Annotated in this window: 8 protein-coding genes; 5 read left to right on the top strand and 3 right to left on the bottom strand. The window is 59.9% G+C overall.

The window, feature by feature from the left end; all coding sequences use genetic code 11:
• Positions 1 to 174: 174 nt before the first annotated feature.
• The 3 genes from ACFFDA_RS11435 to istA all read right to left on the bottom strand — a co-directional run bounded on the left by ACFFDA_RS11435 (position 175) and on the right by istA (position 4,120).
• Entirely contained in the window at positions 175 to 1,782 is a 1,608-nt protein-coding gene (locus ACFFDA_RS11435) for a PepSY-associated TM helix domain-containing protein (RefSeq protein WP_404478786.1), read from the bottom strand.
• Between the two features lie 234 nt (positions 1,783 to 2,016).
• Complete coding sequence (gene istB / locus ACFFDA_RS11430) at positions 2,017 to 2,745, bottom strand: IS21-like element ISSsp4 family helper ATPase IstB (RefSeq protein WP_404478785.1); 729 nt, start codon at positions 2,743 to 2,745, stop codon at positions 2,017 to 2,019.
• A complete protein-coding gene (gene istA / locus ACFFDA_RS11425) occupies positions 2,732 to 4,120 on the bottom strand; it encodes an IS21 family transposase (protein WP_404478784.1) in 1,389 nt (462 codons plus the stop codon). The genes istB and istA overlap by 14 nt, the downstream gene beginning before the upstream one ends.
• A gap of 498 nt (positions 4,121 to 4,618) precedes the next feature.
• On the opposite strand from istA, the gene ACFFDA_RS11420 reads away from it, so the two are divergent.
• The 5 genes from ACFFDA_RS11420 to ACFFDA_RS11400 all read left to right on the top strand — a co-directional run bounded on the left by ACFFDA_RS11420 (position 4,619) and on the right by ACFFDA_RS11400 (position 25,814).
• Complete coding sequence (locus ACFFDA_RS11420; protein ID WP_404478783.1) at positions 4,619 to 6,289, top strand: TolC family protein; 1,671 nt, start codon at positions 4,619 to 4,621, stop codon at positions 6,287 to 6,289.
• A 1-nt stretch (position 6,290) separates the two neighbouring features.
• Positions 6,291 to 8,456 (top strand): type I secretion system permease/ATPase, encoded by a 2,166-nt coding sequence (locus ACFFDA_RS11415; RefSeq protein ID WP_404479243.1) that lies wholly within the window; start codon positions 6,291 to 6,293, stop codon positions 8,454 to 8,456.
• Positions 8,453 to 9,847 carry an HlyD family type I secretion periplasmic adaptor subunit gene (locus tag ACFFDA_RS11410; protein WP_404478782.1) on the top strand — a complete coding sequence of 465 codons (1,395 nt, stop codon included), beginning with the start codon at positions 8,453 to 8,455 and terminating at the stop codon, positions 9,845 to 9,847. The genes ACFFDA_RS11415 and ACFFDA_RS11410 overlap by 4 nt, the downstream gene beginning before the upstream one ends.
• Positions 9,848 to 10,370: 523 nt before the next feature.
• Positions 10,371 to 11,150 carry a hypothetical protein gene (locus tag ACFFDA_RS11405; protein ID WP_404478781.1) on the top strand — a complete coding sequence of 260 codons (780 nt, stop codon included), beginning with the start codon at positions 10,371 to 10,373 and terminating at the stop codon, positions 11,148 to 11,150.
• The gene (locus ACFFDA_RS11400; protein WP_404479230.1) at positions 11,151 to 25,814 is read left to right on the top strand and encodes a cadherin domain-containing protein; all 14,664 of its coding nucleotides are present in this window, start codon (positions 11,151 to 11,153) and stop codon (positions 25,812 to 25,814) included. It abuts the gene before it with no gap.
• Positions 25,815 to 25,824 lie beyond the last annotated feature (10 nt).

Below are 25,824 nucleotides of genomic sequence, written 5' to 3'. Positions count from 1 at the left end.
TTTTCTTGATGGCAGTCGGTCTGATTTTCCGCACTACGCGCTAAAGGCGCGAGACTCTGGGCTAAGATCTCTAGGCACGATTGAACTTTTCGTCCGCCCGAATAGCCTCCAGGACCTTAGGGTGAACAGTTCGCTGCCCTGCCGCCGACTCGAGTATTAGCCACGATGTCAGTGTTACGCCCGGGTTGCTGCGACGCGTCGGATCGACCAGACGCTGTCCCTAGATCCCGCCACGGCCCTGCGTCGTGCGGCCACAGCCATTACCGCAAAAGCGAGCGCCCCCACAGCTGCAGTCAGGTCCACCAGCAGTGTCGCGTCGCCATGATTCCAGCCGCCAAAGTATCCGCCGAGCGCACTGGCGAGCGGGATGGTTGCCGTGGCCGCGCAGGCGAACCACAGCAGTTCAGAGCCGGCCCGCGCCGCACCGCGCCCAAATGCCCAACCAACTGCAAGAAGGAAGACTGCATAATAAATCCTGCTGTGCCACGTGGCGAGGTCCTCTAGTCCGGACAGGAATTTGGCAGCCGCAATCGTGATCGAAATGCCGGCGATGCAGCCGAGCGGTACGCCCACGGTGAGTGCGCCAAGAATCCGCGTTGCGCGTGTCTGTTCCACCGCACCGGCCTTACGCTCCTTCTTCCGTCGGCTCTCAATCCAAAGCAGATTTCCGGAATAGAAAATGAATGCTCCGGTCATACCGAGCAGGAAGTAGGAACACTGGACCGTGGGCCCTCCGAAATTGCCGAAATGGAGAGCGAAGAAGCTCGTGACCGTCGCAAACCATGCATCCTGCTTGCCCAGCAAATAGTCGGCTTCGATCAGCTTGCCCGTTCGCGTATCCACTTCCCCCATGCCATAAGTCGGGCCGCGCATGCCGTAGCGCGGGTCCGTTCCCATGATGTGTCCATGCGGACCTTCCTCGCGATTATATTCGTAACTGACGGCACGAAGATTGAAGCCGGGGAGCTGGCTCTCGATCCGCTGTGCCAGTTCCACCGGTGGCAGCGCCGATCTCACGGCGTTCATGTCGGAAGCCGTTAGCACGGAAGGCTTGCCGCTCGGCGGCGGTCCGCGGCGTTCCACTGTAGGGGCCCCGACCCGTTGCACAGTGCCCTGCGCCAGATAGATTTCGTCATGGAAGGCGAAGATCACCGCCGTGACGGCCATGACGATGTGGAAGGGCAGGCTGAAGAGACCCAGAACGTTGTGAAGATCGAGCCACATCCGCTTGACGTTCTTCCCCAGGCGCAGTGCGAACAGATCCTTCACCAGACTCGGCAAAAGACAGACGACGCCCGAAACGAGCGCCACCGCATAGAGGAGTGCGATCGCGCCCATGATCGGCATAGATATCTCATGCTCGAAAGGCAAGCCGACCTGTTGATGCAGGACATCGACAAGTTGCGCCACAGCCAACGGCTCCCGCGTCGAGACTTCCAATGCACCATTTTCGGCGAGTGTCGCATAGTAAGTGATACCCGGCTTGCCGCGGGTGCCGGTCGACCAGCTGACGCGCGCCGGCTGCTCGGGGCCCGTCTCGAGGAAGACCTTGTAGCTCCTCGCGGCATCTGGGTAGGCGGCCAGAAGCTTTTCGACGAGCTCTGGCGTGCGCTCCAGAGACGGGGGTGCCGCGATCGCGGGGGGCGGGGAGGCCCAGCGTTGCAACGGCTCTTCGAACATCGTGATCGCGCCCGCATAGAAGGCGATGAAGAGAGCAAGGCCGGAAATGATCCCGACCCAGCTGTGGATGTCCTTGTAGGTACGAACAACATCGGTACGCATAGATCAGCTCAATTCATCATCATGTCAACCGGCGCGCAAAACTGACCCCCTATCGGCGCTCAATATTGACCCCACCTTTCGGCAGCGCGGCGGTTATCCCGGTAGTCGATAGGAGGGGCCCACGGACGACGACGCGCACCGTCAGGTGTGCTGGCGGCGGCGTCCGTGGGAGGTCCCTGTTGACCCACCGGGTTAACCGCCGGGGATGGGGGTCCGGGGGAAGGGGTTTTGGGCTCAGTTCCGGTTTTTGAACCGCCAGCTGTCGTTGCCTGTCTCGATGATGTCGCAATGGTGGGTGATGCGATCGAGGAGCGCGGTGGTCATCTTGGCGTCGTGGAAGACGCTCGGCCATTCGCCGAAGGCGAGATTGGTCGTGATGATCACCGAGGTCTTTTCGTAGAGCTTGCTGATCAGGTGGAAGAGCATCTGGCCGCCGGAACGGGCGAACGGGAGATATCCCAGTTCATCGAGCACAACGAGATCAAGCCGTGAGAGTTGAGCAGCAAGACTTCCCGCTTTGCCCAGACGTGCTTCTTCCTCAAGCCGGTTCACCAAGTCGACCGTATTGAAGTATCGGCCTCTGGCGCCGGCACGTACCACTGCGGCAGTGATGGCGAGCGCCAGATGGGTCTTGCCCGTGCCCGTTCCGCCTACCAGCACGATATTGCGCCGCTCCGGCAGGAAGGAGCCGGCATGCAGCGAGCGGATCAGCCCTTCGTTGATCGGCGTTCCGTCGAACATGAACCCATCCAGGTCCTTGATTGCCGGAAGCTTCGCCGCCGTCATCCGGTAGCGGATCGACGCCGCCTCCCGATGTGCAGTCTCGGCACGCAGCAGGTCCGCCAGCATCTCCATGATCGTTCTGTCGCGGCGGATGCCATTGGGGACAGCGTCATCGAAGGCAGTGACCATGCCCTTGAGCCCCAGCCCCTTGAGGGCTGCCACAATCTCATGCCGCTGCATTGAGGCCTCGCACCGTGTCGTAGCGGGCGCAGTCTGCAATCGGCGGATGCTTGAGCTTCAGGTTGACGACGACGTCCATGGTCTGGGTATCGCGAGGCTCACGCCGGCGGGACAGGATATTGAGGATGACCTCGTCGCTGACCGTTCCTGCGCTGAGGGCCTCGGCAACTGCGGCTTCAACAACCTCGAGGCCGTCGTCAGGAATGGCGGCCAGGACGCGCACGAAGCGGCGATCCGCATCATCGCCCTTACCCAACTTGCGTCGCAGCTGGGCGAGTACAGGTGGAAGGTCCCAGTCCTGGAAGGGAGCGCCGTTCCGCAAGGCGCCGGGCTTGCGCGCAAGGATCGGCAGGTAATGCCAAGCGTCCGTGATCGTCTGGTTCCGGCCGAAGACGCGCTCGTGCTCGGCGATGACCGAACCATCCGAGCGGATTACGATGCGCGTTGCGTAAGCACGTACCTGGACGGTTTGATGCGCCGCCTTTGCCATCACCGAATACCGGTTGCGATCAAAGCTCACCAGGCACGTCGAACTCGCCACGTGCTCGCTCTCGAAGAACCCGTCGAACGGGGTGGGTAGCGGTTGCAGCATGGGCCGCTCCGCCTCCAGTGCCTGTGCGACCGTCATATCCAGATCAGGATGCCCGTTGCGCTCTGCCCAGCGCCTGCACTCGGCTTCCAGCCAGATGTTCAACTCTTCAAGGCTGGCAAAGCGCAGGCGCGGCTTGAACAGCCGGTCCTTGCCGATGAAGACCGTCGTCACCGCAGTCTTCATGTTGTCGTAGATGCCGCGCGTCGGAACCCCGCCGAAGAAGGTGAAGGCGCGGGCATGAGCGTCAAAGACCATCTCCTGCGTCTCGCGGGGATAGGCGCGGACGAAGGGCGCCCGTGACCAGCAAAATCGCATATGAGCGACCTTCACCCGCATCGGCTTGCCCGCGATCTCGACGTCCTCGTGGCTCCAGTCGAACTGGTAAGCCTCGCCTGGCCTGTACATCAACGGGATGAACACCTTCCCCATATCGCCGGCGTCGGCGCGACGCTCACGCTTCCAGCGCGCGGCATAGCGCCGCACAGCGTCATAGGAGCCGCCGAACCCTTCGCGCTGAAGCAGATCATGGATCCGCGTCATGCGAAGCCGGTCACGCCGGGGCAACCCTTCATTCTGCTCGAGCAATTCTTCGAGACGAGCACTGAAAGGTCCGGTCTGCGGCCGGTGCTGCTCCTTACGCTCGTAACTGGCGTCCGCGTCCGGTGCCCGGACCGCCTTGCGCACCGTGTTGCGCGACAGCCGCAAATCCCGGGCTATCGCCTTGATAGGCTTCCCGTCCCGGTGCTCCCGACGGATCCTCGTAATCGTCTCCACAACCAACATCCCTGTACCCGCCGTCCGGAACCCAAACGGCGGCGCTTCTCATGATGAGATGAAGGGGGTCAATTTTAGACGCCGATCACCCCGCTAAGGGGGTCAATTTTGCACGCCGCTCCACAATAATGCGTACAGCGACAGGTCTTCTTGGGCGGTGTCCGGCCTGAATTTACCGCGATCAGTGCCGGCCGATTAAAATTTTGCAAGGCCCTCGGTGGGAGCAGCAGTTCGCCATATTCCGATTGAAATGCTTCGCGAAACATGCGAGCAATTATCAATAGGGGTATCGGGGTATTTTATGACGTTCAGGTTTTGCGACCGCAGCGCTGCGATAGCACTGTTTCGCGCCCGCCGTGTCAGCCGTCAGCGTTTGCTCGACGGATAGCGAGGCCATAAGCGGCGCCCGTAACGGCGTCCTCCTCCATGCTCAGGCGGATGCGACCACGCGCCTGAGCTACCTTATCGTGGTTTGCTCGACTTGGCGGATGGGCAGTCCTCGCTACCATGCATTTTCCTGTTCAGGGCAAACTTGCGTTTGCCACACTTCTGCTTGCACCAGTTCAGGGCCTCTACGCGGCTTCTGGGCGCAGCGAAGCTGTAACTATCCCCTCCGCGGATCGATCGCTGCCTTCTGCTCCTGAAGGGGCGGAAGCGATCGAGCCGGTGCCGAATGACAGCCTAGCGGCTGCGGTGGTGCAGGCCTATGTCTCCAATCCCTCGCTTGCCGCGGCGCGTTACGACCTGCGCGCCACGGACGACGAGCTTGGCCTCGCCCTGGCCCGCGCCCGCACCACGGTCGATCTCCAGGTCTCGGGCCAGTACGACCTGACCTTGCCCGGGCGTACCACCCAGGCATCCCGGCCGCTGGTTGATCGGCTCAATGATCCCCACATCGAGCGCAACAGCCTCGCCTCCAGCTTGATCGCCGACCAGCCCCTTTATGCCGGGGGGCGTATCAGTAGCGCGATCGCCAGTGCCCGCGCGGGCATCGAAGCCGGGCGCGAAGCGCTGCGCGGCGATGAAGGCGACATGCTGGTCAACCTGATCGCCGCCTATAGCGATGTACGCCGGGGCAGCCGGGTCGTGGCCATTCGCGAGACCAACGTCGGTGTTCTTGAGAAAATGCTGGATGAAGTCGCGGCGCGCCGTGAGGCGGGGGAACTGACCCGCACCGACATCGCGCAGGCCGAAACCCAGCTTCAGGCAGCCCAGGTGCAGCTCGACGGCTCCCGCGCCGAACTGGAATCCAGTCGAGCGACATTTGCGGCGATCGTCGGCCGCGAGCCAGGCACCCTCGCGCAGCCCCCCGCGCTGCCTGGGTTACCGGCGACCATTGATGATGCCTTTGCGAGCGCGGAACACGCCAACCCCGATCTGAGGCAGGCGATCGCGCAGGACAGGGTGTCGCGAGGACAGATCGCCGTAGTCAGGGCTGAGGGTCGTCCGAGCCTGTCGATTCAGGGCGTTGCCGGGACAAACGGTGAGGCCATTCCCTTCCACCGTCGGGATCAGGATGTGACTTTCACCGGCCGGGCAACCCTGACGATTCCGCTGATCGCCGGCGGCCGTATTCGCTCATTGGTCGCGCAGGCCGAGAACCGTGAAAGCGCGGACCGGCTGCGGATCGTTGCCACGCGGCGGCAGGTCGTGCAGACGATCATCAATGCCTGGAACCAGTGGGTCACGGCTGAGCGCAACGTTGCCACCCAGAACGTCCAGCTCAAGGCAGCCCGGGTCTACTACGACGGGACGTTTGAGGAATACCGCGAGGGCCTGCGCTCGACCTTCGACGTGCTCTATGCCCAGAACTCGCTGCGCGAAACCGAGATCGCGGTACTGACCAGCGAGCGCGACAGCTATGTTGCGCAAGCCTACCTCCTGCGCCAACTCGGCCAGCTGGAAGCCGGCCGCCTGGTCCAGGGAGCCAGCACCTACGATCCGGCCATCTACACCCGAAAGGCAGAGACCCGCAGCGGCGTGCCATGGGGCGCGGCAGTGCGCGCGCTCGACGGCCTGGCTGCACCGAGCGGCAAGCCACAGCCCATCACTCAGCCACACAGCGCGAAGCCGGCGTCCGTCGTAGTCCCGCCGGTCTATGCCCGGGAGCACCCGCTGGCCACGAGCGGACCATCGAACCCCGCCATCACTCCGCTCCGGGGTGCAACCGATGAATGACATGCATAATCCCGAGCTGACAGAAACACTGCCCCCGCGCGACGATAGCGGTCTTTTCGCGTTCGCGACGGTTCTCGCGCTGCACCGCATTGCCGTCGATCCACAACAGCTGCGCCACGGCCTTGGGCATGACCGCGCGATCGATGCCGATGATCTCAAGCGTCTCGCCAAGCGTCAGGACGAGGTCCGCGCCAAATCGTCGCGCGCCAGTTTCGACAAGCTGCGCCAGATGCCGCTACCCGCGCTCGCCAATGGCCCCGCGGGCTGGTTCGTCATCGCCCGGGTGGCGGACGACGAAGTTCTGATCCAACCGCCGTGCCACTCAGTTGACGGCGTGCAGCCGCAGATCATGAAGATCGGTCGTGACGCGCTCGAGGCAATGTGGTCGGGCGAGCTGCTACTGGTGACCACCCGCGAAGGCGTTGGCGGGGTCAGCCGGGCCTTTGATGTCAGTTGGTTCATTCCGCAGATCGTCAAGTACCGGCGTCTGATCGGCGAGGTCCTGCTTATTACGCTGGGGATCAATCTTCTCGGGCTCGCCTCACCGCTATTCTTCCAGAATGTCATCGACAAGGTGCTCGTCCACAATACCCTCGACACCCTGACCATCCTGGTGATCGGGTTCGGCGTCGTGTCCGTCTGGGAAACGGCCTTCGGATGGCTGCGTACCCGGCTCTATTCCGAGACGAGCCAGAAGATCGATGTCGAGCTCGGGGCAAAGCTGTTCCGCCACCTGCTCGGCCTCAACCTGTCCTACTTCGAGGCGCGCCGGGTCGGCGACATCGCCATGCGCGTTCGCCAACTCGAGACGATCCGGGAGTTCCTCACTAACGCATCGTTGACCGTACTGGTCGATCCGATCTTCACGGTCATCTTCCTGATCGTGATGTGGTTCTACTCCACCCAGCTTTTCTTGATCTCGATCCTGACGATCCCCTGCTACATCGCGGTCGCCGTTTTCATCACCGGTCCGCTGCGCGCGCGGATCGAAGAGAAGTTTGAGCGGTCCGCAGCCAACAACGCCCTGCTCATCGAGAGCATTGGTGGCATCCAGACGGTAAAGGCCGGCGCGGTCGAGCCGCAGTGGCAGGATCGCTGGGAGCGCCAGCTCGCCGGCTACAGCTTCGCCTCGCAGAAGGTCATCAATCTCGGCAACACTGGCAGCCAGCTGATCCAGCTGATCTCCAAGATCAACATGGTGCTGATCCTCTATTTCGGCGCGCGCGCGGTGATCGATAAGGACCTGACCGTCGGCGGACTGGTGGCGTTCAACATGTTCGCGCAGCGCGTTTCCGGTCCGGTCATCCGCATGGCGCAGCTGTGGCAGGAATTCCAGCAGGTGCGCATCGCCATCGAGCGTCTGGGCGACGTGCTCAACCAACCTACCGAGCCTGGTACCGGCAGCCGCGTGGCATTGCCGCAGCTGAAGGGCGCCGTTGCTTTCGAAAGCGTCAGGTTCCGCTACGGTCTGGATGGCCCCTGGACCCTTGATGACATCGACTTGATTGTTCCCGCCGGCTCTACGCTCGGGATCGTCGGTTCTTCCGGATCCGGAAAGTCGACGCTGACCAAGCTGCTGCAGCGCCTTTACGTGCCCGGGGCAGGGCGCGTCACCATCGACGGTGTCGATATCGCCCAAATCGATCCGGCATGGCTCCGCAGGCAGATCGGCGTCGTCCTGCAGGAAAACCTTCTATTCAGTCGGACGATCCGGGAAAACATCGCGCTGTCCAATCCGGCCATGCCGATCGAGAAAGTGATGGCCGCAGCCGAGCTCGCCGGCGCACACGAGTTCATCGTGAAGCTGCCGCAGGGCTATGATACCCTCGTTGAGGAGCGCGGTACCAATCTGTCCGGTGGACAGCGCCAGCGTCTCGCGATTGCCAGGGCCCTGGTCAATCAGCCGCGCATTCTCATTCTCGATGAGGCGACCAGCGCGCTCGATGCCGAGAGCGAGGAGATCATTCAGCGCAACCTCAAGGCGATGGCGGCGGGGCGTACCGTGATCATCATCGCCCATCGTCTTTCCGCCGTCCGGCAGTGCGATACCCTGATCGCCCTCGAGGCTGGCCGCATTGTGGAGCGCGGCAACCACGAAGAACTCCTGCGGTTGAATGGACGCTATGCCGACCTCCATCGCCGCCAGAGCGGAGGGATTGCCGCATGAGTGCCTGGGGTCACCATTGGGACGTGCTGCGCGAAGCGCTGCGGGCCGAGAAGGAAAAGGCTAAGAACTTCGTCCCGACGCGCGAAGCCGACTTTCTGCCGGCAGCGCTCGAGGTCGCCGAGCGTCCGGTTTCGCCGACGGCTCGGGTTACGACGTGGGTGCTGCTCGGCGGCCTTGCTATCACGATTGCCTGGACCGTGTTCGGGCGCGTCGATGTCGTGGCCTCGGCGCCGGGCAGCCTGATCCCGACCGGCAACACCAAGGTTGTCCAGTCGTCGGGACAAGGCGTGGTCAGGGCGATCTATGTCCGCAACGGTGACGTCGTCCGCAAGGGGCAGGCTCTGCTTGATCTCGACCCCACGCTCACAGGGGCCGATCTCGCTCAGGCGGAGAAGGCGCTGGCCTCGGCCGAACTCGACATTGCCCGTAATCGAGCAATCGCCAATGCGCTGTCGGGGCAGGGCCTCCATTTTGTGGCGCCGGCAGGGACTGCGCCGGAGATTGCCGACACCCAGCGGCGTCTGATCGCCGCGCAGCTCGCCGAGATCGAGGCGGCAACGGCTAGCCTATCTTCGGCCCGTCGTTCGGCGCTCTCTGATGCGGACTCCGCTCGCGCTCAGGTGGCGAGGCTAACAGATACGGTTCCGATCCTCGATCGCCAGATCGAGCGCATGAATAGGCTTGACGCCAAGGGCTACGCCCCAGGCCAGCGGCTTTTGGAGCTGCAAAGGCAGCGGCGTCAGGAGGCGGGCGATCGCGATGTAGCAGTGACGCAGATCAGCCGAGGTCTTGCCGAAGCCGGCAAGCTGGAGCAGCAAAGCCGCGAAGCGCGCGAACAGGCGCGGCACACTGCGCTGACGGACCTGGCCAAGGCCGAGGCGGACGCTATCTTGCGGCGAGAGGAAGTTACCAAGGCACGGCAGATGAGCCGGTTTCAGCGTTTGGTTTCGCCGGTCGATGGCACCATCCAGCAACTGGATGCACATACCGTGGGCGGTGTAGTGGAAGCGGCAAAGCCGCTGATGGCGGTTGTTCCGAACCGCGGTGGGATCGAGGTAGAGGCGAAAATCCTCAACAAGGATGTCGGGTTTGTTCACGCGGGGCAGGATGCGGCGGTCAAGATCGAGGCGTTCCCGTTCACACGTTATGGCACCGTTCCGGGACGGGTTCGCTCGATCAGCCGCGACGCGGTCCAGGACAAGGATTTGGGGCTGGTTTACGTGGCAACTATCGCTTTGGACAGGGCCTTCATCGACGCCGACGCGAAGAGGTACGCACTCACGCCAGGCCTAGCAGCGACGGTTGATGTCCGTACCGGGACACGGCGGATCATTTCTTACCTGCTAAGCCCCTTGCAGGCCAGCATAGCGCAAGCAGGGAGGGAAAAATGATAATCCTATTCCTAAATAATGTTCGCAGTCTTCGCTCGCCGCCGAGCATCATCCAAATATCAATGAAAATTATTTTCGATTTAACGCGGCCCAAGCATATTGTAATATCTGCCATTAACTCGGGCAGGCGCATTAATTGCAAAATCGGAATAGCAACGCTCGTTGCATTACTACATCTTTCTGGTTGTATTTCAAATAGCTATCTGGGTATCTCACTGAGGCCGCAGAAATTTGATAATGGAATCTCGGAAATCGCCCGCCGCGCCAGAGCGGGGGACAAGCAGGCCCAATTAGAACTTGGGATCAGATACGAAGAGGGCCGAGACGTCCAAAGAAATATTGGACGCGCCATACGTCTGTATCGCCTCGCCGCCTCTACAAGACCCAACCGGATCTGGGTGTATTCACTGGGCACGGGCCGAATGCGAGGTAGCCTTACATCTATACCGACCAGCCTTCCTGGCCCGGGGCTGGAAGAGGCGAAGCAGCGGTTAAATCGCCTCGACGAAAAAGGCCCTCGTTGATGAAAAAAATCACCAAAGTCCACCGGCTCCTCGATAAATATCGCTTTTCAACGCCTTACGGAATGCCGCGCCTTAGATCCATAAGGGTGCTCTGCTCGGTGCTAACGGCACTAACCTGCAATTGCGCTCCCGCTGATAACAATCGACAGGGAGAGGTAAATTTCAGATACTCTTCACGAGAAGATGGCAGCATATGCGCGCCGATGGGGGGGAAGACCTATTGCGCGAAGGAAGATCTATTGCGCGCAGCAGCTGCCGAAACGGACTCCTCTCCGGGATTTTTGATAATGATGCCGGTAACGGACCAACAGTTAGCTTCCTGTAACGAAGAATACTGGCGGCTAGACGATTCAAAGCGTCCGGCCATTCAAGTATCTTTTAGCGATCAAGTGGTCAAAGACCACGGTGTTATCGTAGATACGGACGAAAAATACTACGAACGAATGCTCTTAATGAAAAAAGCAGATTACAGAACTGAAATAGAGGCGAACAGCAGTCGGAATATATACGGGCTGGACTGCCTAGCGCATTCGCCATCACATGCCTCAGAGGAAGAAATGATGTGTATGGGTGGGGAATACGGCGCTAGGGACTTTCCGTTCTTCTTTACATGCGACCGCGATGGCGATGTGCCGTACCCGACTTGCACGTACACAGCATTCACAAATAACCTTCATATCAAAACGTCGTTCTCAAAAAAATGTGCTTCGCATCACAAACTGATAATCTCGCGAGTTTTGAATTTCATCACTTCGCTTCAGATCAAAGGTAAAGATTAAATGGGTGACGCTCTCAATCTTGAAAGGCGCGCCCAATTGCAGGCGGCTGTTGATGCAGGCGATCGTGCTGCGTATTACACATTGCTTGGCCAGATGGGATATAAATACGGCAGCCTCGCCAAGGATGTAGCGCTTGGAAGCGGGATCAATGGTGCAGTCGCGAACCAGTATGCGAGGCAGGTCGCTCAGGCGCGCGGTGTACGATTAACCGAAGCCCAGTGGAAGAATCTAAGCGTGGATTTGATGCGCGCGGACTGGGACCTTCGCGAAAGCCTTACTGTGGGATCAACACAAGATCTCCGCTGGGACCAATACAGAGAATATCACAGAACAACTTTTGCAAAATATGGCTTGCCCGCTGAGACATGGACCGCCGAAATCCCTCTCGGAGGAACAGGCTCGGTGCTTGAATCATCACGGATGTGGCAAGCGATGCTTGATGCACAATCCCTATTGCCTCAAACACTTAATGGCGTCGATGTATTCGCGCAAACCAGTTCACGGAATAACCCCTATCTCATTTACACCTTTGCGCAGTTTGCCGACGGCCCTGGCCCCGGTACCATGTCTACCGCCGCGGGTATCGCTTATGCTTTTAAAAAGGGCATAACCGGAGAAACAACGCAGCAGAGGCAAGCGGCGGAGTGGACTAGTGTGATGACTAGTACTCCAATGCTTGTCTCAATAGCTCGGAAGGGCGGCCAGCAAGCTGTTGACGAATATCTTGATATTCTTGGTCTTCCCAATACAAAAGTCCTGCAGGATCAAATTAGTCGCCTCAAAACACAATCAATTCCTTTGGAAATTCCCGGCGTAGACACTTGGATGCCTTTGTCCTTGTTTAAGGCTAGCGTGCTGATACCAGTCCCGTCAGCCGGAACATTTGAAAAAATAATTCGCGATGCTCAGGGCAATCCGGTCGGGGTTAGCAGGGGCTACTACGATCTTGATGGAAGTTGGGTAGAGCTTTCGAGCACAGTAACGCTATTCCAACGTGACGGAATGGGTCAAATCATTCGCAATAGTGATGGCATACCTATTCAGCTTGGTCGGGAAGATGATAGCAATGGGCTCATTGTGCGCCGCATCTATCAGACGGGCACCGAAGTTGTCATTGCGAATGATATAATAATACCCGGGTCACCGCCTGTCGACTTTTCTAGAGCTGGCGGCCTTATCGGTCAGCAACTCGGCTACAGACTGGCGAATGGGAATGCTCTAGTAGGTATTGTCAGCTCGGCCGCGCTGCAGACTTTGGGTGATAACCTCGGAGACGTTCTCGACGGCCTTATATTCACTTCCGATGAGAGACTGAATGGAGTCTCCGAGGTGCTTGACGTTGCGTTTGGCAAGGTAAGCAGTGAGTTGTTGACCAACCTTAAGGCTTCCGGCGTCGGTGCGCTGTCTTCGTTCCTGACTGCCGAGTTGGTGAATGTCGTCGGCTTACAGGGTTTCGCAGCGGAATTCGCATCGACATCCGCCGGTTATGCGATTGGGCAAATTGCAAGCAATCTAGTTCTAGATGGCGCTAACGTGTCCGAAGCTCTTCAATCTCTGGACTGGACGCAACTTGGTAATGCGCTGGGCGGGTTTTTGGGCTCGAAGTTGGCTGCGGAGATCGTGCATTTTGATAGCATAGGTGGACAGATCGGGTCAGCGGTTGGAGCATCGTTAGGTGCTTATGCTGGCGTTGAATTATTGAAAATCGGCTCAGTTATTGGGGGGCCGCTTGGCGCTGCGATTGGTGCCTTCGCTGGATTTATTGTGGGCGGCCTCATCGGTTCTGTATTTGGGGGCACGCCGCGTTCCGGTGCTGACGCGACCTGGGATGCCTCTCAGGAAAAATTTGTAGTCACGAATGCTTGGTCGAAGAAGGGCGGCTCAAAAGACGCAGCACGGAGCATCGCGACTGCCGTTTCAGACACATTCAATTCCATTCTCACGTCTGCCCGTGGCACGCTCCTCGACCCCGCAGCCGTGCAATCTGGAAACTATGGGATGCGCAAGAGCGCTTTTGTCTACAGACCTTCGTCTACTCGCGGCAACGACACTATCACGCAAAAATTCTCTGGCCAGGATGCTGCAGGGCGGCTCGTCGGTTATGGCGTTTATCAGGGTCTTATCGACCCGGACTTTAAGATCGCTGGCGGTGACGTATTTGTTAAACGGGCGATTTACAGCACAATAAAGCTTTCTGCCGATAGCGGAACAGGTTTTGATACGTCAGTTTTACTGGGGAACGTGGTTTCCGCGCAGCAATATGAAAGTTACCTTGCCAACTCTACTGCGATCAATGCCTTAGTTGCTGATCAGTCAGAGAGCGCATTTGCCCTTGAGACAATGCTCACACTGGTTCGCGCAGGTGAGCTCGGCCTTACGAAACGCGCAGCAAGTGATTGGTTTGGTGGATTTTCATTCTTGATTGGTGAAGCCAAGACGGATGCCGGCAAAGTATACTTTAGCTTTGATGTTGATCGAGGAGGGGCCCACCTTAGTAGGTCGATAAATATCGGTGGCTTTGTATTAGATGACAGTATCGACATCTCTGCGCAAACGATCATCGAAGGGGGCTCGTTCTCCGATATCGTCGATTTGCGCTCTGGCAAGCTAGGAGATCAGAGTAACCTGACGGTGAATGGCCGGCGCAATGATGACATCGCAGCGGGAGGCGGCGATTATACCTCACGGAATGCAACGCTAACATTTGCAGCAGCTGCCCTTCGCACCACGGTTCAGGTGAACGTCACTGTGGATGGCTTTGCCGAAGCCACGGAAAGCTTCCTCGCATCCCTTTCGGCTGCACCTGACATGCAGATCATGGGCGGCTCAGCGACGGCGAATGTCATCGATGGCACCGCTGCGCTTCCGACCTTGATGGTGGGTGACAGCTACGCTTGGGAAGGCGATGGCTATGCCGTCTTCCGCGTGTCGCTCTCCAAAGCAGCTACAAGCGCTATCACGGTCAATCTTGCGCTGCTCGCCGACAAGGCGAGCGGAAGCGGGGCGGACTTCGGGAACACCGGCGCCTCCAACATCCAAGTCTCGACCAACGGCACAACATGGACGAACGCCACCAGCGCGACGTTCGCGGTCGGTGCAACACAGCTGTTTGTGCGGACCGCAGTCGTCTCGGACAACGTCGCCAACCCCGACTATGTGGCGCCAGTCATGGTCGACGGACAGGTTGTCACCCCAGGCAACGGCAAGCCGCAATTCCTCAACATCGAGGGGAACGAAAAGTTCAGGCTGCAGGCGACCGCCGCAGCAGGTGGGTCAGCCTTGGCCAACGGTTCTCAACCCGTAACTGGAACCGGCACGATCGTCGATGGCGCTGGGACCGAACCCCTGGTCTGGATTGACAGCGTGGTTGTCGATGAAAGCTCGGGCAAAGCGATCTTTACCGTCTCGCGCTCGCGGACCATGGCTACCTCGACAACGGTCGGCTTCGCTACCAGCGATCGCCGCGTCCTCGATATCCCAATTGCAGCAACGATCGATGGCGGTGACGGCAACGACACCATCTATGCCTCCAACCTCGGCGACAACGTCTTTGGCGGCGTCGGCGACGACATCATCTATGGTGGCCGTCTCGACGATTGGCTGCTCGGCGGTGACGGCAACGACACCCTGGATGCCGGCTCCACCGGCGCGGGATCACTCGGCGGCGACGGCAACTATCTGAATGGCGGAGCCGGCAACGATACTCTGCGCGGCCGTGAGGGCTCGGACTGGTTAGAAGGCGGTGAAGGCACAGACACGCTGCTCGGCGGCGCTGGCGACGACATCCTCGTCGGCGGTGCCGGTGAGGGCGACAGCCTCAAGGGCGGGACGGGCTCCGACCAGTACGTGGTTCGGCGCGGCGACGGTGCTGACATCATTGACGAGGCAAGCACCGAATCCGCGTTGACGAATACGAGCACAGACTCGCTGTCCCAGCGAATCAGCGCCATTGAGAAATGGAAAGCGAATCCCCTGCAGGCTGGCGCGCTGCGCCCTGACTGGGTCGGCACATCGGCCGGCGTGTCGTCCGGCGCGGTCGAAGGCGGCGAAGATGCGATCGTTTTCGGTGCCGGCATTGGCATCGGCGATGTCCGTCTGCAGCGTTCAGGCACTTCGGCCACGCCGGGCAACGATCTACTGATCACGCTCATGGAGACCGTAGGCGGAACCGAGCGTGCGACGAGCACGGTCATCACCGTCAAGGATTGGTTCTCCAACCCCTACAAGCGCGTCGAATGGCTCAAGTTTGCCGACGGCAACGAAATCCGCATCGGCGACACGACCAGCTTTATCGTCGGTGGAGCCGGCAACGACGTCCTGATCGGGACTGCGGGCAACGATTTTGTGTACGGCGGCGCGGGCAACGACAAGCTCTATCTCCTGGGCGGCAACGACGTCGGCAACGGCGGCACCGGAAATGACATGGTCGCTGGCGACATCGGTCAGGACTTGCTGATCGGCGGGCTTGGCGACGACCAACTGTTGGGCGGGCGCGGAGCCGACGCTATCACCGGCGACGGCGGCGCGGACGATATCTACGGTGGAGCGGATGACGATATCCTCTCGGGCGGCACCGGCGACGGCGACGTGCTGGTGGGCGGCGCCGGCAACGACACCTTCAAGTTCTCACGCGGCGATGGCCGGGACATGGTGTTCGACGAATTCGCCAATTACTGGCAGGTTGTCTGGGCAGGCGGTTCGTATGCCGCCGGGTTCACCTTCAGCGGAACCACCGGTGAAGTGACCGGCCCGGGCGGTGTCGTGCTTCGCAAGAATGTCGGCACCGCGGCAGAGCCAGAATACGATTGGATCGGCCGCTACGATTTCGACAGCGGCACCAATACCCTGAAGGTCTTTGCCCCGCCTGCTGGCGCGGTCATCACCGCCAATTCAGGGACGGATACGATCGAGTTCGCGCCCGGGATCAATCTGCAGGACGTGGTCCTGCAGCGTCCCGCAGGATCGAACGACCTGGTGCTCGTCGTCAGCAAGGAAAGCGACGAGGTTGCCAACACCTCGCTCGTCGCGGATAGCATCACCATCAAGGACTGGTTCCTGGCGCCGGGGAGCATCGAGAAGCTGGCCTTCTACCAGACCGGTATCCTGGATATCGATCCGACGAAGATGACGCTCAAGGCGGGCACCGACGCGGCCGATGGCACGGCCAGCGCGCCGCTGGCCGGCACTTCCATCGCTGACTGGATCACGGGCGCAGCGGGCGACGATGTCATAGCCGGTGGGTCCGGCAACGATATTCTCTCCGGCAACGGCGGCTTTGATACCCTCAAGGGCGAGGCAGGCGACGATGTCCTGTATGGCGGCACCGGCGACGATATCCTCGACGGCGGTGCTGGCAAGGACATCCTGGTCGGCGGAGCCGGGCTCGATGCCGCCAGCTATGCCTCGACATCGGCAGCGCTGCGTATCCAGTTGTCGGCAACCCATACGAACACTGGCGATGCTACGGGGGACGAGTACTACTCGATCGAGAACGTGATCGGCGGTGCTGGCGCGGATATCATTGGCGGAGACAGCGGCCAGAACGAGATATCCGGCGGCAAGGGCGATGACCAGATCGCTGGCAACACCGGCGACGACACTTATGTCTGGAATACGGGAGACGGTGCGGACACGATCATGGAGGGCGCCTTCACGATCGATGAGGCGGTCACCGTGGCCGGCGCGCTGGGCACCGGGTTCACGGTCAAGTCCTGGGCCGATACTGGGACGGTCGACCCGGCCTCCGGTAAGAGCTACTGGCGCCTGCAGGTCCAGGCGGCGGACGGCACGGTCGTCTATGACAATGCGACTTATCTCTACACCGCTGGCACGACGCCCGCGGTGCCTGCGCCCACGGCCTATGTCCAGACTGGCTGGCTCGGCGGCTTTGCCCGTACCAATGGGCAGCAGGTCACGCGCCAGCGGTTCGACACCGCCGTCAACGCGGGCGATGACGAACTGGAATTCGGCGCCAACATCAGCCTCAACGACCTGAGCTTCGCCTGGAACGGCAACGACCTCGTCATCAGTGTCGGCGGGGCAGCGACCTCGCAGGTCACGATCAAGAACCAGAAGCTCGCCAACAGCGCGGTGGAAACCCTCAAGCTCGCCGATGGCATGTCGGTCTCTCTGGCGAGCATTCTTGTCGCGAGCAGCGACGCCGCGCTTGTGGGCACGGCAGCAGACGATTTGCTGGTCGGGCGATACGGTGTTTTCAACGACACTCTGAATGGTGGCGCAGGCGGCGATGTCCTGGTGGGCTACGCCGGCGACGATATCCTCTCGGGTGGGGGTGGTGACGACACACTGGAAGGAGGGCTGGGCGCCGATACGCTTGACGGCGGCGCGAACAGCGTGAGTGCAGCATCGACCGACGCCGGCGATACCGCGCGGTACGTGCGGTCCGCCGCTGCCATTACCATCGATCTCAAGCTGACCGGAGCCCAGACCAGTGTCGATGGATCCGATGCGCTGGGTGACATACTCGTCGGCATCGAAAATATCGTAGGCTCGGCCTTCAACGATACGATCACCGGCGATGCCAACGACAACAAGTTCTTCGGCCTGGCCGGTACCGATAACTTGTACGGCGGCGGGGGCGATGACGTCCTCAGCGGCGATGACGGCAATGACAACCTCTACGGCGAGGACGGCGCGGATTCGATCTCCGGCGGCCTTGGAAACGACAAACTCTATGGCGGTGCGCAGAACGATGTTCTGGACGGGGGCGACGGTGATGACCAGCTCTTCGGTCAGGGTGAAGACGACATCCTCTCGGGCGGGCTCGGCAACGATCATATCAGCGGGGGTGCCGGCAATGACACTCTGATCGGCGGTGACGGCAACGACAACCTGATCGAAGATACCGGGAACGACAAGCTGGAGGGCGGCCGAGGCAACGATACGCTGAATGGTGCATCCGGTAACGACACCTATATTTTCGATCGGTATTCGGGGACAGATACCCTCACCGACACCAGCGGCAGCAACACCATTACTTTCGACGAGACTGTGGCGTATAATGAGCTGTGGCTCACGCAGGTCGGCAATGATCTGCGTATTGCGGTGATCGGATCGGACGCAAGCATCACGGTAAAAGGGTTCTTCCTGGCAAGCGGCCAGAGTCGAATCCACGCTATCCAGACCACCACGCATGTCATATTCCTCGATCACCCCGACACTCTCAATCTTGTCACGGTCATGACCGCCAAGTCATCGACGCCGGCAGTAACGCCGGTTTCGATGTTCGCGGACGTCGCGGAGAAGCTCGGCACCTACTGGCATGCGGGCAGCAAGGCGGCTCCGACCGGTCCCGTCGCCCCCCGTGTGATCACGCTGGCGGAAGATACCCCACTTGCCGTCAACGGCAGCTATGCTGTGATCGATCACGATCAAAACGTGACGTCCTATGCGCTCGATCCGGCGAAGGGTCCGAGCAAGGGCGTGATCAGCCAGTTCAATTCTTTGACCGGCACACTCACCTACACGCCATTCGCGGATGCCAACGGATCCGACACGTTCGTCGTCATCGCAACCGATGCCGATGGGCAATCGGTCGCCTTACCGGTCGACGTCACGATTACGGCAGTGAACGATGCGCCGCGCGCCATTGCGATTGTGGGTCAGACCCCGCTCCAGATCGCCGAGGGCGCTCCTGGCAGTACCACCGCTAACGGCGCCTTGATCGGCTCGTTCACCGCGCTGGACGTGGAAGGGGACACGATCACCTACACGCTTGCCGACAACGCAGGCGGACGTTTCACGATCACTTCGACGGGTGAATTGCGGGTCCTGAACGCCAGCCTGCTGGACAGGGAAGCCGCGTCCTCGCACACGGTCCGTGTGCGGGCGGCCGACAGCTACGGCGCATCCTCCGAGGCAGCATTCACGGTGACCGTGACCAACGTCAACGAGGCCCCCAACGTCCCTGTGCTGTCCGCGCCTGTCGGCATTGTCAGCGAGTATGTGGCGGGAACCAACGCATCGAATGTTTCTGCCCTGGCCGCACGTTTCACCACCAGTGATCCCGATGGCGCGCCCAATCCATCGATCGTCTTTGCAGCCGATGCCACGGGCAATCCTGGCAGCCGCTTCAAGATTTCGGGCACCGACGTTCAGTTTGCAGTTGAGCCTGATTTCGAAACCCTGGTCGGCGCCGGCTTCACGGTCACCGACAGCGATGGCGACGGGTTCGGCGAGGTTACGCTTACTGGCAAGGTCTATGCCTCGGACGGTGCGCTCTCCTCAGCGCTCTTGACCTTCACCGTCAAGGTGGAAGACGTCAATCAGCGGCAAACGGCCATTGCCCTGGCGTCCGCAGCCTCATCGATCACCGAACGCGACCGCATGGCGGCGGGCAGCGCGCGGGCCGCTGTCGTTTTGGGGACGCTTAGCACCACGGACCCTGACCTCGTCAGCCAGCTTGCTGGCCAACAGACCTATGCGGTCTATGAGAACAGTTCGACCACGGCCAGCACGAGATTTGCCGTCAATGCCGCCAACCAATTGGTCCTGCTCGCGGACAAGAGCCTCGATTTCGAGACCGATGGCGCGTTGATCGTTCTCAAGGTGCGCGCCACTGACAAATCCTCGGCACCGCTCTCCTTGGATCAGACGTTCTCCTTTACCATCATCAACGCAGATGATGTCGTGGATGGCACCGCAGCGGCTGACACGCTGACCGGTCAGCAGAACCGGGACATCCTGCGAGGGCTTGCCGGTAATGACATTCTGTCGGGCCTTGCCGGCAACGACCAGCTCGAAGGCGGCGACGGCAACGATACGCTTTACGGCGGTGACGGCAACGACACTCTGTCAGGTGATGCCGGCGATGACCAACTGCTTGGTGACGCCGGCGATGACACCCTCACAGGCGGAGCGGGCAACGATGTTCTTGATGGCGGGACCGGCAACGATACCCTGACGGGCGGCATTGGAGCCGAGGGCGTGCGTGCTTCCGGCACGGATGCGTGGCGCGGCTTCACTGGGGCGGGCCTTATCGGCGGTGCCGGTAATGACACTCTCGACGGCGGCGACGGGGACGATTACTTCGACGGCGGCGACGGTGCCGACCAGTTGATCGGCGGTGCCGGATTCGATGGCGTGAGCTATGTTGTTTCTACCGCAGGCGTGACGATCAACCTGGCGACTGGTGTGCACAGCGGCGGCTTCGCACAAGGGGATACGTTGACCGGGATCGAATTGATCGAAGGGTCCGGGTTGGCAGATACGCTTACCGGCTCCGCTGGCTCCGACGTTCTTCGCGGCGGCGGAGGCAATGATATCATAAAGGGCGGCGCCGGGAACGACTACCTCATCGGCGGCGATGGCAATGATACGCTCGATGCGGAGGCAGGCGACGATTATCTCGATGGCGGTGCAGGCAACGACATCTTGATTGGCGGTGCCGACAACGATACCTATTTCATCGGGCGCAACCAGGGTAACGATCGCATCAGGAATTTCGATGCGACCGGAGACAACTTCGATCACCTCGCGCTGGATAACTCGGTCGCCTACACCGACGTCTGGTTCGATCGCGTCGACGACGGCGGTGTCGTTAGTTCCACCGGAAATCATCTGCGCTTGACGCTGCTGGGTCAATCAGGGCCCGAGGGGACGGTTACCGTCGAGAGCTGGTTCCAGATTCCTGACCGCAACCTGCCGGAAAACTACTTCAAGATCGACCTGATCTCGGATGGTACCGATCGCGCGACGCTCCCAGTGAACGTCGACGCGCTGGTAACGTTGATGGCCGGCATTCCGGCCGGCAGTCGTCCGACCACCCAGAGCGCGATGGCTGCGCTGCGCACGAACAACGCGCTGTTCAAGAACGGATTGGAGGACAACTGGGGCCGTCTCAGCGCCCCCAGGATCAGCGATACCATTTCGATCAGCCGAACCGAGGCCCTTGATGCGGCCACCTCGACCATAAGCTTCGCGGTCCAGGCCTGGTTCGTGGACGATCAGGGAATGGGCATCGATGTCCCTGCCAGCCAGATCGACCTCACGCTGACAGCGTCCAACGGTTACGTCCTGTCCGACTATGTCACCGGCATCAATTACGGCAGCCCCGACGTGAACGGCAACCGGACGGTCACGCTGACACTGGCCCCGAACGCCAGTACTCACCTGCTTCCGGGTGGAAACCTGCCGCTTCAGTTCCAGGCGAAGATCAGGGGTACAACGCGTACGGCTCTGGATGCCGGAGGAATTGCGCTGAGCATCGCGCCGACTGCGGATACGGGAAGTTTCAGCGCGCTTGCGAGCGCCGGCGGTAACGCTGGCACGAACATCGCCATCGCTGTTTCGGCGATCACGCCGGATACGGATGGCTCGGAGGCCGCCGAGGTCCTCGTCAAGGGCCTGCCCAGCGGCTACGCGCTGGTCAACGCTGCCGGCGCGGCGGTCGGTACATGGGAGTCCGCTTCCGGATGGTGGCGCCTCACGGCGGCACAGCTAAGCGGTTTGCGTCTGGCGGTACCTTCCGGCCGCTACGAAAATGCGCCCCTGAGCTTTGCCGTCCAGACAAAGGACGGAGCCTCGACGCGGACATCGGCATGGTCGAACCTGTCTGTGGTCGTCAACGGCAACCCAACCAATATAACGCTGACGGGCTCGGTGGCGGAAAACGCCGCGAATGGCACATTCGTCGGAACGCTTTCCGGCGCGGATCCGGACACAGCCGAGGGCATCGGCGCCCCGACCAGTTTCCAGCTCCTCTATAATGCTGGCGGTCGTTACGTCCTCGACACCGCCAACACGAGCCGCCTGCTCGTTGCAAATGGTGGCGGGAACCTGGATTTCGAAGCGTCGGGCCGCGATGCAGCGAATACGATCACCGTGCGCGTGTTCGATGCTGCGGGCCTTTACTATGACAAACAGATCGTCGTTCCCGTCACCAACCTGAACGAGCAGAACGTGCTGCCTGGCTCTTATACAATCGGAGTCAATGAGAACGTCGCGGTTGGCACCGTGGTGGGCGGGGTCGCCGCAAGCGATCCGGACGGGGGAGCCATCGCCTTCGGACAGCAAAGGTACTATTTCCTCAACGGCTCGGCCGCCAGCGGGACCTCGTCCGACGGGCGCTATACGATCGATGTCTCCACCGGCCAGATCAAGACCGCGGCGGGCCTGGACTTCGAGGCGGGATCGACGAGTGTTCCTTACACGGTGATCGCTCGCGATAATGCCGGGGCAGGGGATTACAACCAGACCTCGACGTCCGTCACCATCAACGTCAACAACCTCAACGAGCAGAACAGCCTCGCTGGAGGATCACTCGCGGTGAACGAGAATGTTGGCGTCGGGACCACCGTTGCCACTGTCACCGCCACCGATCCGGACGGTGCGAGCAATGCCTTCGGCATGCAGCGCTACTGGTTCTTTGATGGTACCAATGACTTGAGCGAAACTTGGGACGGGCGCTATTCCATCGATAACACGACAGGTGCCATCAGGGTCAATGCCGGCCTGAATAGGGAAGCGGCGGAGCCATCGCGCGACTACGTGGTGACAGCGCGCGATAACCAGGGTGCAGCCGGTTATAAAGAAATCCGCAGCACCTACACTATCACGATCAACGATGTGAACGAGCAGAATTGGCTCGATGGCGGTTCGTTTGTCGTAAAAGAGAACCAAGGGCAGAATGCCTATGTTGGAACTGTTTCTGCTGGTGACATAGACAGTAATGCAACTGCTTTCGGACAACAACGTTATTGGTTCTGGGAAAACGGGAACTATTCTCTCACGACTTCTGATGGCCGTTACCAGATCAACAATGTTACGGGGGTCATTCTAACGACAGGCACCCTCAATCGCGAAGTCCCAGAGTATTCACGCCCCTATATCGTCGCCGCTCGAGATAACTGGAATCAGCCCGGCTTCAAGGAAGTCCGTGCCGAGTTCCGCATCGAGATCGGAGATGTTAATGAGGCTCATTGGTTGGTCCCGACGTCGGTCGGTGTGGACGAGACTCAGATTCCCCTCGAAATGAGGGCCATAAACCTTCGGGATTTCTTGCGCGACAATGACGCTACCACCAATGTGACGTGGAAATTTGCAAACGGAGGTACAACATCCGGAATTTGGACCCTCTCGCCGGAAGGGTACCTTCAACCCACTAATGGTACGGTTGACTATGAATCTTTGGATCCCAGTCAAAGGAGCCAAGAGTTGACGGTAGTGGCAAGTGACGCGGACCATTCCGTTTCTACAACGTTCACTGCGAGTGTCCGAGATCGCAACGAAGCTCCTACATACAATTCCAGTGCCATATATCCTGTTGGCGGAAAAGTAGTGCGGATCAACAATGATGATTACTGGATCATGGCTCAAACCAACGGAACAGGGGGAAGTAACACAACCAGGGTAATACAGCTGAACGCTAGCGATCCCGAAAACGCAGGTGATTTTACTTATAGCATATCCGGCTATCAATATTATGATTATAGTACCGGTGCACGTGGATATGGCGCCTCCGCCGGATATCCAACTATCTCGATAGATAGCTCTGGGCGGATGAATTTCACAGTTCCCGGCTATGTTGTTCCATTGACAACTGTTTCCTCGTGGTCAGGTGGCGTTGTAATTAATGGGGCGAAGCGGGTAACAACTGTAGAGGTGAATTTTACTCTTAACATCACGGATGCAACAAACGTCACCTCTAGTGTGCCATTTAAAATGACTTTCATTAGATCAGGATCCACCGTACCTCCCATTGTTCTGGATCTTGGTGAGGATGGTATTGAGTTTGTGTCTTACGAAGTTTCCAACGTTTATTTTGATATGGATGGAGATGGCGTGCGTGACCGAACGGGCTGGGTCGATGCCAACGATGGTTTCTTGGCGCTTGATAGAAACGGCAACGGGATCATCGATGACATTACGGAAATCAGTTTTATCGCCGACGCAGTTGGGGCGCTGACTGACCTAGAGGGCTTGAGAGCCTTTGATACCAACGGTAATGGCCTGCTGGATGTAGCTGATGAGCATTATGGCGAGTTTTTGGTGTGGCGCGATTTGAATCAAGATGGCGTTAGTTCATCGGACGAACTCGCAACCCTGGCACAGTCCAGCATTGTTCAGCTGACTTTAACTATGAATGAAACCGGAGGCGTCCCTCAGGGTGTTGAAAACGTTGTGACCGCGACGTCGGATTTCCTGATGACGGACGGCACCTCCCGGGGCCTGGCAGATGTAAGCCTAGCCTACGATCCTAGCGCGTTCGTCCCAGATGCTATCGCCGAGCCAGATAACACAATAGGAACAAACGACGAAGATACAGGAATTCCTGGCGCTCAGATCGCAGCTCCCATTGTCTTCGACTTCAACGGCGATGGCAACTCGCTTGTCTCGCTGGCAGACAGCAAGACCCGTTTCGACATGAACGGCGATGGGGTCGCTGACCAGGCAGGCTGGATCAGAGGGGAGGATGCCTTTTTGGCGCTCGATCGCAACGCGAACGGGGTCATCGACGACATCAAGGAAATCTCGTTCGTTCAGGACAAGACAGGCGCTAAGACAGATCTTGAAGGTCTCGTGGCATTTGACACTAACGCTAATGGTCTTCTCGATGCTGGGGATGCCCGATTCGTGGAGTTCAAGCTGTGGTTCGACCGGAACAGCAGTGGCACGACGGATGCGGGCGAGTTGCTGAGCCTTGCGGAGGCGGGGATCACTTCGATCACGCTGCAGGGCACGGCAACCGGCGAAACGGCCGCAGCAGGCAAGAACATCACCTACAACCGTTCCGCCTACGAGCTCGATAATGGCAATTCCGGCACGCTTCTCGACGTCGGTCTTGCATTCAAGGCTCTCTCGGCGCTTGTCGATCCGGCGTTCCAGACCAGCACTTGGTCTGGGAAAGCCAAGGGCTTCCGTTTGTCAGGCGCTTCGGATGGCGGCCATGTCGTCCCCAGGGACGCGCAAGGCGCGATTGCAGCATCCGCAGGGCTGATCGGGCCCGCCTCCATCATCGAGTTCGATAACACGAAGGTCGGGATGCTTTCCGCGATCCTGGTCGATCTCGACGGGGACGGTCTCGAAGCCCGCAAGCGCGGCAAAACCGATGCCCGCTTCGACATGGATGGCGACGGGACCGCGGAAGACACCGGTTGGGTCGCCGATGGCGACGGCCTTCTAGTCATCGACCGCAATGGCGACGGTGCGATCACCCATGCCTCTGAAATCTCGTTCCTCGCCGAGAAGGAGAACGCGAAGAGCGCGTGGGATGGGCTTGGCACGCTCGATGCCAACAAGGATGGCAAGATCAATGCCACCGACGCCCGGTTCGGCGATCTTAAGGTCTGGCAGGACGCCAACCACAATGGGGTATCCGACGCTGGCGAACTCCATGGTCTCACCGATCTCGGGATCAAGGAGATTTCCCTGACGAGCACGACAGTCGGCGAATCTGCGAAGATTGGGCGTAACCTGCCGCTCACGACCTCGGTCTACACCAAGGACAACGGCGTCACCTCCACCATCGGCAACGTCGCCCTGGCCTTCGATCCATCGTCAGCGCAGACCGAAGCTACGCAGGCGGCTGCCCGGCTCGCCCAGGCCATGAGCACCTTTGGGGCGAATGGAACCGACGGAGCCTTGACCGGCAGGCTCGCCGATCTACCCAGCAGCTATGACATGCTGACAGCTTCGGCTGCCTGAAGCCGAACGA

It is taken from the genome of Novosphingobium sp. BL-52-GroH, from assembly GCF_044813085.1.
GTDB lineage: Bacteria > Pseudomonadota > Alphaproteobacteria > Sphingomonadales > Sphingomonadaceae > Novosphingobium.
Note: the sequence above shows the minus strand (reverse complement) of the source record. Positions and strands in the feature narration are given on the sequence as shown.